This is a genomic window from Gordonia sp. LMA167 (assembly GCF_058130025.1).
Genome location: NZ_CM176708.1, coordinates 5,570,535 through 5,586,316 on the forward strand (window position 1 = coordinate 5,570,535; position 15,782 = coordinate 5,586,316).

Annotated in this window: 2 protein-coding genes (1 of these 2 only partly in view); both read right to left on the reverse strand. The window is 67.8% G+C overall.

Annotated features, from left to right (window positions below):
• Positions 1-7,668 carry the beginning of a non-ribosomal peptide synthase/polyketide synthase gene (locus ACVT6V_RS25265; RefSeq protein ID WP_489896821.1) on the reverse strand. 17,277 nt of this gene lie to the left of the window's left edge, so the window shows 7,668 of its 24,945 coding nt (coding positions 1-7,668); it begins with the start codon at positions 7,666-7,668; its stop codon lies beyond the left edge, outside the window.
• Positions 7,665-15,701, reverse strand: coding sequence for an amino acid adenylation domain-containing protein (locus ACVT6V_RS25270; RefSeq protein WP_489896822.1), 8,037 nt, complete (start codon positions 15,699-15,701; stop codon positions 7,665-7,667). Before ACVT6V_RS25270 ends, ACVT6V_RS25265 begins: the two co-directional genes overlap by 4 nt.
• Positions 15,702-15,782: the final 81 nt, after the last annotated feature.

Here is a 15,782-nt window from a genome sequence, read left to right on the forward strand (position 1 = left end):
CACCACCGCGGGCAGGGTGTTGATGAACAGTCCGACCATCGACTCGACGCCCTCGAGGTCGGCCGGTCGGCCCGACACCGTCTCACCGAAGGCGACCACCCGGTTGCCGGTCAGCCGCGACAACAGCACCGCCCACGCGAACTGCAACACCGTCGCCACGGTCGCCCCGGTCGACCGGGCCAGCGACTCGACGGCGGCGGTCAGCTCGGCGTCGACGATGACCTGGTGATTTCTCGGCAACGACGCCATCGTCGCCCGGGTACCGGGCGACACGAGCGTCGGTCCCTCGACGTCGGCGAGTACCTCGCGCCACGCGGCCAGACCGTCCGTCACGTCGATCCCGGCGATGTGCTTCAGATAGTCCTCGAAATCACCGTTGCCCGTGCCGATCTGGCCGGTGTAGGTGGTACCCGAGGCGTACAGGGCGATCAGATCGGCCAGCACCAGCGGACCGGACCAGCCGTCGAACAGGATGTGATGGTTGGTGATGACGACGCTGACGCCCCCCGCGTCGCGTACGAGCACCACCCGCAGCAGCGGTGGCGCGGCCAGATCGAATGGTGTCACCCGCTCGTGTGCGGTCACCTCATCGACACGAGCGCGACGTTCGGACTCACCGACGGCACCCAGATCGATGGTGCGCCACGGCACTCGGACGTCACCGGGGACCACGCACACCACCGCACCGCCCTCGGTCTGCACGAACGCGGACCGCAGCACGCGATGGTGTCCGACGAGCGTGTCGAGGGCTGCGTGCAGTCGCTGTTCGTCGACATCTCCGCGCAGGCGGAGCACCGCTTGGCTGACGTACACATCCACCGAGTCGTCGATGTCGGGGCCGGCCAGCGCGGATTGCAGATAGAGGCCTTTCTGCAGCGCGGACAGCGGCCAGATGGGTGCGTCCGGCCACCGGGACGACAGCAGGTCCAGATCCGCTTGCGACACAGCGGTTCCCGGAACGTCGGACGGGGACAAACCGACGTTTCGGTCATGTGACACCACATCCACGATGGCGGTCAGTTCGGCCGACCACCGATCCGCCAGCCCGGCGACGTCCTCGGCGGACAGGATGCCCTCGACGAACAGGAAGTCCGCGGACAGCTCACGGCCATGCATGCTCTGGCGGGTCCCGACATTCACGGTGAGGACATTCATCGCCGCCATCGCGCCCGACACCGACGCCGGCAGCGCCGGGGCGTCCGGATCCGCCATGAACGGCACCACGGTGTCGTTCGCACCGCCGCGACCGCCCGCACCGAAGAAATTGAATCCGATCGACGGCAGCGCGCGCCCCGCCATCCGGCCGTCACCACCGAAGCGCAGCAATCCGAAACCGACTCCGCGATCGGGCTGTCCGAGCCGTTCCTCCTTGGCGGCCTTCACCGCATGCACCACGTCGTCGGCCGGATCGAGAGCCATCGGCGCAATCGTCGTGAACCATCCGACGGTCCGGGCCAGATCCGCCCGCCGCGGGTCCGCGCCCGCCGCCGCGAGCTCCTCATAGCGCCCGTGGCCCTCCAGCAACACGCCGACCGGCGAGTCGTCGCCGATCCCCCGCGACTGCTGCCACGACCGCACGGCCCGGGCCAGGGCGGCCAGCAGCGCGTCGTTGACGTGCCCGCCGAACGCCTCCGGCACCACCGTGACCAACGCCTCGGTGACCGTGGCGTCCACTCGGTGCCGCACCGAGCCGAGTGTCGAGAACCGGTCCCGCACCCGGTCGAACGAGGTGCCGAACGAGGTCGGTGCACCCAGCCGTGACTCCCAGTACTCCAACTCGTGTGTCCGGTCGGCGGACTGACCGGCCAACGCCGTGTGCCAGGCCTGCGCCGAGGTGACCTCCGGCCGCACCTGCAGCGGCCCGCCCGCCTGCACCTGGGCCCACACCGTGATCACGTCCTCGATCAGGATCGGCCAGGACACCGCATCGACGCCGACGTGGTGGATGGCGAGGACGATGCGCGCCGCGTCGGCGCCCGCCACGAGGACCGCAGAGACCAGCACCCCGGCCGACGGGTCGAGCCGTCCGCAGGCATCCGCATGCGCCGCGGTGATCGCGTCGGCGAACTCCGGGGACCCAGCGGCCGCCGACGTCGTCTGACGACGCACCACCGGTCGCGAACCGACGCCGGCGGTCAGCACCCACCGCCCGTCGATGTCGGTGAGGCGCGCCGAGAGCATCGGGTGGGCATCCACGACCGCACCCAGGACACCGGACAGCGTCTCGGTGTCGAGTCCGTCCGGGGAGATGAGCACGACAGCCTGCGAGAAATCGGCGAAATCCGCTGCCGAATCCGATGATTCGATCATCCAGGAGACGACCGGTGAGATCGGCACGGAGCCGGATCCACCCGACGGCTCGTCCAGCAGTGGCAGCCGCTCGCCCCCAGAGGTGACCGCCTGCGCCATCGCGCGAACCGACTTGTGCTCGAAGATGTCCCGCGGCGAGAGCGACAGACCCGCCGCCCGTGCGGCCGACGACAGCTGGATCGATGAGATCGAGTCGCCGCCCAGCGCGAAGAACGACTCCACCACGCTGACCCGATCGACGCCCAGGACGCCGGCGACGACCTGTGCGAGTACTTCCTCGGTCGACGACGACGGCGCCACATGCGCGGCGCTCTCGGTCTCGATCACCGGAGCGGGCAGTGCGCGTTTGTCCAGTTTGCCCGCCGGTGTCAGCGGAAGGGCGTCGAGCACCTGCAGACTCGCGGGCACCATGTGGGAGGGCAAGCGTTCGGCGACGTGGTCGCGCAGCGCGGTGATGTCCGTGGACGGCTCGGCCACCACGTATCCGGCGAGCGCGGAGGCCACCGACCCGCCCACGCCGATCACCACCGCAGCAGTGACCTGCGGATGCGATTCGAGGACCGCGGCGATCTCACCGAGCTCGATGCGCAGACCACGCAGCTTCACCTGATCATCACTGCGGCCGACATACTCGAGCACCAGCTGTGACGCATCGGTCCGCGTCCACCGGACCACGTCGCCGGTTCGGTACATCCGGTCACCGGGTCCACCGTGCGGGTCGGCCACGAATCGTTCCGCGGTCAGGCCGCGACGGTCGAGGTAACCGCGGGCGAGGGCGACACCGGTGGCATACAGGTCACCGGCCACGCCGACCGGCACCGGATGCAGGCGGGCATCGAGCACCAGCAGTCCGACCCCGTCGATCGGACCACCGATGTGCACGGGACGCCCGGCGGTGAGCGCGTGACTCATCGCGACGGCGATCGACGCCTCGGTGGGACCGTAGGCGTTGAAGAAGGCGAGCCGCGGAGCCCAGCGATCGACCAGCGTCTGCGACACCGCCTCACCGCCGGACATGAGGACGGCCAGGTCCGGAACGGACTCGGGTTCCAGAGTCGCGAGCACCGACGGCGTCAGGAAGACATGGGTGAGACGCTGTTCGCAGATGAATGCAGACAGCATGTCCCCGCCGAGTACGCCGTCGGGCCGATAGACCAGCGCCGCACCGGATGCCGAGGCCAGCAACCATTCGAGGATGGATGCGTCGAAGCTCGGTGAGGCGAACCCGAGAACACGCGAGGAGGCGTCCACACCGAAGCGTGCGATCTCCGCCACGGCGAAGTTGTGGATGCCGCGGTTGGTGACCGACACCCCCTTGGGGGTGCCGGTAGAACCCGACGTGTAGATGACGTAGGCGACGGCATCGAGATGCCTCGGTGCGAGCAGCTCGTCGTCACCGATCGCCGCCGCGTCGTGGCCGGCCAATACGCCCGGTGATCCGATGTCCTCCATCGACCACCAGTCCGCACCAGACGGAAGGCCCTGGCGCACAGCATCTGTGGTCAAGCCGATGCGCACCCCGGAATCGGTGAGCATGTGTTCGATACGTTCCACCGGGTACTCGGGATCGATCGGCAGATACCCGGCACCGGCCTTGGCCACCGCCCACATCGCGGTGAGCAGATCCGCGGACCGCCCGATCGCCAGCGCGACCAGCGACTCGGTACCGACGCCCTGCGCGATGAGCCGGCGGGCCAGCCGATTCGACCGTGCGTCCAGCTCGGCATAGGTGAGCACCGCACCGGTCTGGTCGGTGACGGCGACATGATCGGGATGGCGTCGGGCGATGTCGGTGAAGACCTCCGCGGGCACTCGCGCGGCGGCGGCACGCCCGCCCCGCACCGGCAGCAACCCGGCGGCCTCGTCGTCGGAGAGAAGGTGGGTGTCGCCCACCGGCAGAGCCGGATCCGCGGTCAACTGGTCGAGCAGCCGGACGAGTTGCGTCGCCATGTGTTCGGCGGTCGCCGCGTCGAAGAGATCGGTGGCGTAGATCAGGCTTCCCTGCCATCGGTCACCGGCGTCGGTGATACCGACCGTCAGGTCAACCTTGGCCGGAATATCCTCGACTGCAACGGAACTCACCTCGATGCCGCCGACGTCATGCGCCAGCACGCCGCCTGCGGCGAACTCGGCGAGCACCGACTGGTCGAACGAGAGCAAGACCTGTGTCAGCGGGGCGAACGCCTCCGACCGAACCGGGGCAAGGGCCTCCACCACCGTCTCGAACGGCACATCGGCGTGGGCGAAGGCCTCCAGATCGGTGGCCCGCACCTGATCGAGCAACTCGGCGAACGGCATTCCCACATCGACCGTCGAGCGCAGCACCAGGGTGTTGACGAACATGCCGACCAACGGATCCAGCACCCGCTGACCGCGGCCGGCGATCGGCGTGCCCACCGCGATGTCGCCGGACGATGACAGCCGGGCCAACAACACGGCCAGCCCGGCGTGCACCACCATGAACGGGGTGACGCCGTACTCGCGTGCAACCACCGCGATGCGATCGGTGACCCACGCGGGGACCTCGAAGGACACCTGCGCGCCACGTTGGGAGGCGACGGCGGGTCGCGGCCGATCGGTCGGCAGCTCCAGCACGTCCGGCAGTCCCGCGAGTTGCGACGACCAGTAGGCGATCTGCTGCCCCACCACCGACTCGGGATCGCCGGCCGTACCGAGAACCTCGTGCTGCCAGATCGCGAAATCGGCGAACTGCACGTCCAGCGGTACGAACTCCGGTTCCGCGCCGGTGACCCGCGCCGCGTACGCGGTCACCACATCGGCGACCAACGGTCCCATCGACTCGCCGTCGGCGGCGATGTGATGCACCACGAGACCGAACACGTACTCCTCGGCCGCCACCTGCCACACCCGCGCCCGCATCGACCACTGCGCGGTCACGTCGAAGCCGGTGGCGATCGCGGCGACCAGCTCGCTCTCCGAACCGACGACGGCCCAGTCCAGTCGCTCGGACACCTCGTCGGCGGCACAGATCACCTGGACCGGTGTCCCGTCCACCGCCGGGAACACCGTGCGGAGCACCTCGTGACGCACCACGACATCGACGAGCGCGGTGTGCAATGCGTCGATGTCCACCGGCCCGGTCAACCGCAACAGCACCGGGATGTTGTACGTCGACGCCGACGGGTCGAACTGATTGATGAACCACATGCGTGCCTGGGCGAACGACACCGGCACCTGCTCCGGACGCGGCGCCACCGCCACCACCGGGGCCAGCCCCACCCCGCGCCCGCTGATCACATCGGCCAGCCCCTGCACGGACGGGACGTCGAAGACATCCCGGACCGACAGCTCGACGTTGAACGCCTCGGCGGCCCGGCCGACGATGCGCGCCGCCGCCAGCGAGTTGCCACCGAGGTCGAAGACGGAGTCGCCGACGCTGACCCGCTCCAGGTCGAGCACGTCGGCAACGATCTCGGCGAGGATCTTCTCCGTTTCCGAGCTGGGGGCCACATACTCCGCGGTGCCCTTGATCTCGGGCTCCGGCAGATTCCGGCGGTCGAGTTTGCCGTTCACCGTCAGCGGCAGCTGATCGATCACCATCACCACGTCGGGCACCATGTAGGTGGGCAGCAGGCCGGCCGCGGCGATACGCACCTCCGACGGTGTGGTCGCCTCCTCGGACTCGAGTACGACGTAGCCGACGAGCAGTTCGTCGGCGTTGTCGCGGCGCTTGACCGCGACCGCCGCGGCGTCCACCCCCGAGGTGGCCAGCAGCGCTGTCTCGACTTCGCCGAGTTCGATGCGGAAGCCGCGGAGTTTGACCTGAGCATCGGATCGACCCAGGTACTCCAGGCTGCCCTCGCGCGCGATGGCGAGGTCGCCACTGCGGTACATGCGGCTGCCATCCGCGGCGAACGGGTCCGCCACGAAGCGGATCGACGACAGTCCCGGTCGGCCCAGGTAGCCGCGGGTGACCTGGGTGCCGCTGACGTAGATCTCGCCGGGCACACCGTCGGGGACCGGGCGCAGCCGGTCGTCGAGCAGGTGGATGGTCAGCTCCGGGAGGCCCTGCCCCACATCAGAGCCCTTGGCGGACTGGACGAAATCGGGATCGAGTGCACGGAAGGTCGAGTGCACGGTGGTCTCGGTGATGCCGTACATGTTGACCAGCACCGGGCCTACCCGACCGTCGCTCTCCAGGCGATCGGAGTACCAGCGACGGACCTGGGCGAAATCCAGTGCCTCGCCGGCGAAGACCATGTAGCGCACGGTCGCGGCGAGTTGCGTCGACGATCCCGGCCGCACCGCGGCCGCGAGTTGGTAGTACGCCGACGGTGTCTGCGAGACCACCGTCGCCGACTCGGTGATCAGCAGTTGGGCGAACTCGTCGGGGCTGCGCGTCGTCAGGAAGTCGACCACCACCAGCCGCCCACCGAACAGCAGCGGGCCCCACATCTCGAACACCGAGACGTCGAAGGCGTAGGAGTGGAACATCGTCCACACATCGTTCTCGGTGAACCCGTAGTGCCGTTGGGCGGCCGACATCAGCCCGACGACGCTCCGATGTTCCACCACAACACCTTTGGGCCGACCGGTCGACCCCGAGGTGAAGATCAGGTACGCCGCGGCGCGCGGATCGATCACATCCGGCAGGTCCCGGTCGTCCGACGCCGCCGACAGCTCTGTGATGGTTCGCCGATCGACCTCCAGGAAGCCGAGTGCCTCTTGTCCGTCGTGATCGGTGATGATGAGCGCCGGTGCCGCGTCCGAGACGATGAACGCGAGGCGATCCGCGGGGTGCGAGGTGTCCAGCGGCAGGTAGGCCGCACCGATCTTGAGGATCCCGAGGATCGCGACCATGACCTCGACGGTGCGCGGAGTCGCCAGACCGACCACAGAACCCGGCCGGACGCCGGCGGCGAGCAGACCGGCGGCCACCGCATCGGAGAGCTCGTCGAGTTCCCGATACGTCAACGAGCCTCCGTCGAGATCGGTCACCGCCACCCGAGAACTGAAACGGTGCACGGCCGAACGGAAGATCCCCGGCAACGACCCCCAGTCGGTGGTGCCGGCCACGGCACACGCGCGCTGCCGGATCTCGTCGACCGCGGCCCGGATCGCCGATGCGATACCGGCCGGGTCCAAACCGTCCCGACGGATCAGCCCGGTGACGATCGCACTCACCGCGGCCTCGGTGTCCAGTCCACGTGCCTCGAACACCGAGGCGGTCGCGGAGACGCGGGTGTTCAACTCCGCGAACGTCATCGCGTTGCCGGCCCCGGTGAACGCAACGGTCTCCGGCTCGAGTTGCGCCGCGATGGTGATCAGGTCTCGCGTCGGCGGACGCCGCCCCCATCCCGTAGAAATGTCCACCGCGTCCAAACCGATTCCTGTCACGTCCGTTCGCTGCCTTCCGACTCAGTGGAATCCGTCGAATGATCGCCGCGTGTCACCACCGTGTCGGCACGTTCACGTAGCTCGGCGAGTACCGCGTCGAAGCCGTCGGGTCCGGCCTCGGCCAGACCCGGCACCAGAGTCATCGCCGCCATCGTCAACGCCGAATCAGCATCGGGCGCTGTGGGACTCATGGCTGCCATCATCACGTCGAGGTCACCGAAGCTCAGCGCCGGCGGGCCGCTGATCGCGATCGCTGTGGGGTCGGCCGCCGCCGCGGTCGACACCAGATCGGCGAGCCCGGCCTCCGAGTCGGCGGCATGGTCGGCCGACGCGAGCTGCTCGTCACCGAGACGAATGCTCACGTCGCCGACGGTGGCCTCGGGCTCGGATACCACCGACTCCAGCACCTGTAGATAGCGTGCCGCCATCCGGTCGATCGTACGGTGCTCGAAAAGATCTGTGGCATAGAGGAACTGCGCGCGCATCGCGCCCCCACGCCCGTCCCGCTCCGGATCGTTCGGGAACAGCGTGAGCTGCAGGTCGACCTTCGCCGAGGTGAGCTCCTCGTGGATCGGCGAGACGGTCAGCCGATCGAATTGCAGCACGGGGAAATCCACGTCCTGGAAGGCGAGCATGACCTGATAGATCGGATTGTAGGAGGTCGGCGGCTTGGACAGGGTGCGGGACACGATGTTGTCGAAGGCCACATCCGTGTGCGACATGTCCGCGAGGTCCTCGTTGCGCACCCGCGTGAGCAGATCGACGAATCGCTCACCCGGGTCGATCTGGGTACGCAGCGCCAGCGTGTTGACGAACATCCCGACGACGTCGTCCAGGCTCTGCTCGCCACGGCCGGCGAACGGCGTGCCGATCACGAGGTCGGTGGCACCCGACATTCGGTTGAGCAGGACCGCAAAGGCCGCGTGAATGACCATGAACGCCGTCGTGTGATGCCGGCGCGCAACAGAATCCAGCTGCGCCACGATGGCGGCCGGGATCTCGAAGTCCACCGAGTCACCCCGGAAGGTCGGCGACTTCGGCCGCGGTCGGTCATGGGGAAGGTCCAGGCGCTCCGGGACACCGGCCAGCCGTTCGTCCCAGTAGGCCAGCTGGCGTTCCTCTTCGGTGATGCCGTCGCCGTCGACGACGGCCAGACGTTCGGACAACCAGAGGCTGAAGTCGGCGTACTGCACCGGCAGCGGCTTCCAGGCCGGCTCGGCCCCCGTGCTGCGGGCGGCGTAGGCGGTCATCAGATCCCGTGCGAGCGGTGACATCGATGCGCCGTCGGCGCTGATGTGATGGACCACGAAGACGAGGACGTGCTCGTTCCCCGAGATCCGCAGCAACACCGCGCGCACCGGTGGCCGGGTGGTGATGTCGAATCCTTCACCGGTGACCCGCGCGATGGCGTCCTCGAGTGAGGACCCGACATCGCGCAGCTCCACGGTGAGTTCGCTCTCCACGACATCTGCCGGCATGATCACCTGGATCGGCTCACCGTTGATCATCGGATAGGTCGTACGCAGCGACTCGTGCCGCCGGACCAGGTCGGTGGTGGCCAGTTGCAGCGCGGCGACGTCGAGGTCGCCGGTGAGCCGCAGCGCCATCGCGACGTTGTACGCCGCCGATCCCGGATCGGAGCGGTTGACCAGCCACAGCCCGCGCTGCATCCCCGAGACCAGCACCAGCTCCGCGCGACTACGGGCGAGCAGCGGCGGCGCGCCGTGACCGGTGGGCCCGCCTGCGAGCGCCTGGGCCAGCGTCGCCACGGTCGGGCGTTCGAAGAGCAACTTCACCGGTACCGGCCGATCGAGCAGAGCCGACAGACGTGAGGTCACCTTGGTCGCGGACAACGAGCTACCGCCGAGATCGAAGAAGTCGGCGTCGGCGCTGACCCGGTCCTGTCCGAGAACCTGCCCGAAGATCCCGGCGACCACCGCCTCCATCTGCGAACTCGGTTCGCGATACCGGGCGGACGTTGTGAAGTCCACCGGCGGAAGGGATCTGCGGTCGATCTTTCCAGATGTCGTGAGACGGAACTCTTTCACGATGACCAGGGAGTGCGGCACCATGTAGCTCGGCAGATGGGTCGCGGCCTGTTCGAGGATTCTCTTGGGGTCGGCCGAGGCGCCCTCGACCAGGCGCGCGTAGGCGACCAGAACGTCATCGCCGCCGGGTCCGGGGACACCGAGGCTGACCACCTCACTCACCATGGGGTGACGCGCGATCGCGGCATCGACCTCGCCGGGCTCGATGCGCAGGCCACGGATCTTCAGCTGGAAGTCGGTGCGCCCCACGTACCGCAGGTTTCCGCCCGCGGTGCGGACCACACGGTCGCCGGTCCGGTACATGCGCTCCCCCGGCGCGAACGGGTTCGCGACGAAGCGGGTGGCAGTGAGGTCTTCTCGACCGTGGTAGGCCTGCGCGAGCGCAATGCCGGACAGGTACAGCTCACCGGGTACTCCGGCGGGCACCGGACGCAGCGCCGGATCGAGCACGAGTGTCCCGACGCCGGGGACGGCGTGACCGATGGTGACCTCGTCGCCATCGTGCAACGGTCCGGCGGCGGTGGCCCAGATCGTCACCTCCGTCGGCCCGTAGAGATTGAAGAATGCACGTCCCGCTCTCGCCCAGCGCCGCATCAGGTCCGGCGGGCATGCCTCACCGACACTGATCACACGGGTCAGGTGCGGCACGGCGGCCGGCTCCAACGTGGCCAATGCCGACGGTGTCATGACGGCGTGGGACACCCCGTGCCGGTCGATCAGTTCGGCCAGCTCGTCGCCACCGAACACGCCCGCGGGGCTGACCACCAGCTCCGCTCCGTTACACAGGGCCATCAGGATCTCGAAGATGGAGGCGTCGAAGCTCGGCGACGCCACGTGCAGGACCTTGGAACGCCTGTCCAGACGAAGGATCTTCTTCTGATTCGCGACGAGGCCGGCGAGACCTCGGTGGCTCAGCGCCGCCGCCTTGGGGCGTCCGGTGGAACCGGAGGTGTAGATCAGGTACGCCAGATCGTCGACCCCGGGTGCGCGAACCAGTTCGTCGGCGCGGAGGCGGGCACCGCTGTGCCCGGCCAGCTGCAGCTCCACCGACTCGTCGTCGATCGCCATCCATTCCACACCGGGCGGCGTCTTGGACGCGACCGGGAGCGTGGTCAGCCCGAGTCGTGCTCCACTGTCGGCGAGGATCTCGGCAAGCCGCCCGGCCGGATGGGCCGGGTCGATGCTGACAAAGGCCGCACCGCACTTCGCCACGGCCAGCATCGCCATCACCGACTCGTGCGAGCGCGGTATGCAGATCGCCACCACATCACCCGGGCCGATCTCCCGGGCGACGAGCTCGCGAGCCAGCTGATTGGTGCCGGCCTCCAACATCGACCAGGTGATCCGGACCGCCCCGCTCAGGGCGACCGCAGCCGGGTTCGCCTGCGCGACACCGTAGAACAGCAGGTCGCGCAGCGTCTCCGGGATGGCAGGCGCCTTGGGGTGGCGGGTGAGCATTTCGAGCTCGGCCTCGTCGACGAGATCGATGGTGCCGATCCGCCGATTCGGCGTCTCGACGATCGTTCGCAGAATCGTGTTCAGCTGCGCGGCCACACGTTCGATGGTCCGATGGTCGAAAATATCTGCCGCATATGCGAATTCGACGTCCAGACCCGACGACCCGACCTGATCGGTCACAGTGATCGACAGATCGAATTTGGCCGACGGCACACGGGCATCCAGCATCTGTGCGGATTCCACCCAATGATCGAGCGCCGTCGCCTGCCCGGGATGCATCGTCAACGACACCTGGAAGAGCGGAGTGTGGGCAGCGGACCGTTCCGGCGCAACGGCTTCGACCACTCGCTCGAACGGGATGGAGGAGTGACGCATCGCCCGGGTGCGGGTGGTGTGCGCGCGGTCGAGCAGCTCTGACGTCGTGTCCCCCGCCGAGATCGACGTCCGTAACACCACCGTGTTGACGAACATGCCGACCAGATCGGCGGTCTCGGGTTCATCGCGGCCGGCGACGGCCGTCCCGATGGCGACCTCGTCGACCTCCGCCCAGCGCGCGAGCAGGATCGCGAACGCCGCGTGCAGCACGGAGAACGGTGTGACGTTGTGGTCACGCGCCAATGTCCGGATGCCGGCGACCAGGTCCGGATCGAGCGAGGTGTCGACGTAGCCGCCTGCGCCCGACGCCACATGCGGCCGGGGATGGTCGGTGGGCAGCGGGAGGAAACCAGGTAGCCCGGCCAGCTCCTCTTCCCAGAACCGCAGACCCTCGGTCGCGATCTCCGTGGGATCCTCCGGATCACCGAGGAGCTGGTGCTGCCAGACCGCGAAATCCGCGTACTGCACCGCCAGAGGTGGCATCTGCGCCTGCGTCCGGTCCCGGCGCGCCGTGTAGGCCACGAAGAGATCCCTGATCAACGGCATCAGTGAGAATCCGTCACCGGCGATGTGGTGCAGCACCAAGACCACCACATAACCCTGGCGATCGCGCAGGATCCGAACGCGGAACGGGATCTCGTGCACCAGGTCGAAACCACGGGCGGCCTCGGCGGCGATCACCTCGTCGAGCCGGTCGTCGACGACACCGACCTCGACGTCGAGGAAGCTCACGGCCTCATGAGGCCGCAGGATCTCCTGCACCGGTTCGCCGCCACTGGATCCGAAGCGGGTGCGCAGGGTCTCGTGTCGTTCCACCAGGTCGGCGAGCGCCTGCTGGAGCGCGGCGATGTCGACATCGGCGCCGAGCCGCACCGCGCCGGGCATGTTGTAGGTGCCTGCACCCGGATCCATCCGGTTGACGAACCACAGCCGGGTCTGCGAGTGCGACAGCGGGATGATGTCGGGACGCGGCTCGACTCTGGTCAGCGGCGGTCGACCGTCGGCCCCACCCTTGCGGGACCGTTCGGCGATCTCGCCGACATCGACCGAGACGAACACGTCGGTGAGGTCGATCCGGACGTTGTGTTCGATCCGTGCCCGCGACACGAGTCGAGCGGCCATCAGCGAATCGCCACCGAGGGCGAAGATGTTGTCGCGCAGGCCGACTCGTTCGACACCGAGCAGCTCGCCGATGAGCGTCGCCAGGGTCTGCTCCATCGGGGTGCGGGGCGCCTCGTAACTGACGACGGGTTTGAGGTCCGGTGCGGGCAGGGCCTTGCGGTCGAGTTTGCCCGCGGTGCCGATCGGGAACTGCTCGAGCAGCACCGCGGCGGACGGGACCATGTGCGAGGGCAGATGGCGACGGCACCACGACAGAGCCGCAGCCTCGCTCACCGACTGATCATCGGAGCGGAGGTACGCGACGAGCACCGGTCCGGCGCCGAGGTCTGTGCGGGGTACGACTGCGGTTGCGTCGACCCCCGGCATGGCGTCGAGTACCGCTTCGATCTCGCCCGGCTCGATGCGCTGGCCGCGGATCTTGATCTGAAAGTCGGTGCGCCCCAGGTAATGCAGTTCGCCGTCGGCGCTCCAGCGGACCAGATCACCCGTGCGGTACATCCTCGTGCCCGCGGGACCGAACAGGTCTGCGACGAATCGATCCGACGTGAGATCGGTCCGCCCGACGTAGCCGTCCGCCAATTGGCAGCCCGCCAGATACAGTTCGCCCGCGACTCCGGCCGGGACAGGACACAGGCGGGTGTCGAGAACGTAGGTGTCGGTGTTCGCGACCGGCCGGCCGATCGGCACCGGACCATCGCCGACCACCACCCGCTGTTCGGTCACGTCGATCGCGGCCTCGGTGGGCCCGTACAGGTTCACCAGTTCGGCCGACGAGCCGGTCAACACGCGATCGGCGAGCAGCCGCGGCAGCGCCTCACCCGAGGTGAACACCCGCCGTACCGTGGGCGGCAGGAGGATCTCGTGGCCCTCGTTCTGCAAGACCTCCGTGTAGACATCGAGCATCGAGGGCACGAAGTGCAGCACGTTCACCTGCTGCTGTGTGATCAGGTCCAGCAGGTACTCGGGATTGCGGTGGCCGTCGGGCCGCGCGATGACCATCTCGGCCCCCTGGGCCAACGGCCACAACAATTCCCACACCGAGACGTCGAAGGTGAACGGGGTCTTGTAGAGCACCCGGTCCCCGGCACTCAACGGGTAGTTGCCCTGCATCCATGCGAGTCGGTTGATGACCGCGGAATGCGAGACCTGGACGCCCTTCGGTGTACCCGTCGACCCGGAGGTGAACAGCACGTAGGCGGCTTCACTGCCCCCGCCGACCGCGCTGTCCGTGGGCCACTCGTTGTCGCCGGAGGCGGCCCCGGTCGCGATCGCGTCGAAGCCGATCGTCCGCAGCGACGCGTCATCGATGACCACCCGCGCGGAGACCGTCTCGGCGATCAGCCGCCGCCGCTCGTCCGGTTGGGCGGGATCGACGGGCACGTAGGCGGCGCCGATCGTCAGCACCGCGTAGATCGCGGCGACCTGGGCGACGCCCCGGTCGAGTGCCACGACGACGTGGTCGCCCCGGCCGATGTCGTTGGACGCCAGATAACCGGTCAGCACACCACGCAGCCGATCGAACTCGGCGTAGGTCCACCGTCGACCCTCGAAATCGACCGCGACCCGTTCTCCGTGATCGCGCACGTTGCGTTCGAAGGGGGCGAGCAGATGGGTGACGGTCTCCGGCAGCGCCAGTTCGGGACCCCGCCCGACGTCGACCATCTCCTCCCGCTCTCCGGCGAGAAGGAGGTCGACGTCACCGATCAGCGTGTCGAGACCGGCGAACAGGCGACCCAGGAAGGTCAGGAACCGCTCGGAGTGCCCCTCCAGCTCGTCGGCGGTGTACAGGTTGGGATTGCCGTGGAGGTCGACGACGAGCCGGGCCCCTGGGCTTGCCTGATAGACGTTGAGGCGCAGATCTTCCAGGATTCCCGAGCTCAGGATCTGGTAGTCGACCGTCGCACCGATCATCTCGATCGGCTTGTCGAAGAACATGAGATTCACGATCGGACCGAACGATGCCGTGTTGGCATCCTGCAGCCCGGCATCGATACGGATGTCCTCGAACCGATAACGCTGATGGCGGAGAGCGCCGGTGAGTTCGAGCTGTAGCTGTTCGATGAGCTGGGTCATCGTCAATTGCGACACGTCACGTGCACGTACCGGCAGCATGTTGGCGAGCATGCCGCTGCCCATTTTGATCTTGGCGGAGGCCCGCCCCGTCACCGGAAGGCTCAGGACCACGTCATCGGTGCCGGCCATGCGCGCGAGATAGGCGGAGAATCCGGCCGTCAACAAGACTGCCGTGGACGTGTTGAGGTCCGACGCGACGCGATCGAGGGCGGCCTGCTGCTGCGCACTCATCTCACCTCCGGCCACGAGATTGACCGGGGACAGCGGCGCGGCCGCCGACTGCTGTGCGAGCGTGACACGCTCGGGCAGGTCGCGCACGCGCGCGACCCAGTGCTCGCGGTCCGCCTGTCGACGCGAGCCCTCGATGTACTTCTTGTCGTCCGCGAGGATCTCCGCCAACGTCGCCGCGGGTTTCGAAACGTATTCCGAACCCGCGAGCGCCATGTTGTACCGATCAAGGGTCTCGCGTACGCCGGTCAGACCGGCGTAGCCGTCCATGGCGATGTGATGTGCACGCACGTACCAGAATGAGCGGTCATCGGCGACCCTGATCAGCGTGGAAACAACCAATCGATCAGTACGCAGATCCATTTGTCGCTGATAGTCGTCGTTCATCCACTGACGCGCAGCAGCGACGGGGTCCGGCCGATCACGAAAATCGAGAAAGTCCAGACGGTTGTCGATCCCGTGATCGACAACCTGCATCGGTACCCCATTGACCTCGTCGATTCTGGTGAACGCGGACTCGCGAACACGCGCGTTCTCGACAACGACCTTCTCGAAGATCTCGCGATCGAGTGGCCGATCCCGGTCGCGGATATCGAGATACTGAGCAACGGTAACGGAATAGTCGGCAGAGAGGCTCTCGGCGAACCACATCCCACGCTGAGCTGCGGTGAGTTCCAGATATACGGGTTGGGTCTCGGTGGCATGATGGGTGTTCTCTGCTGACCCCATAGCCTCTCTCTTCCAGGTCATCGGCCAGCCCGAACCAGCGTCGTCCGATTCGTCCGACGCGTGGGTCGTCGTGGGCTGTCT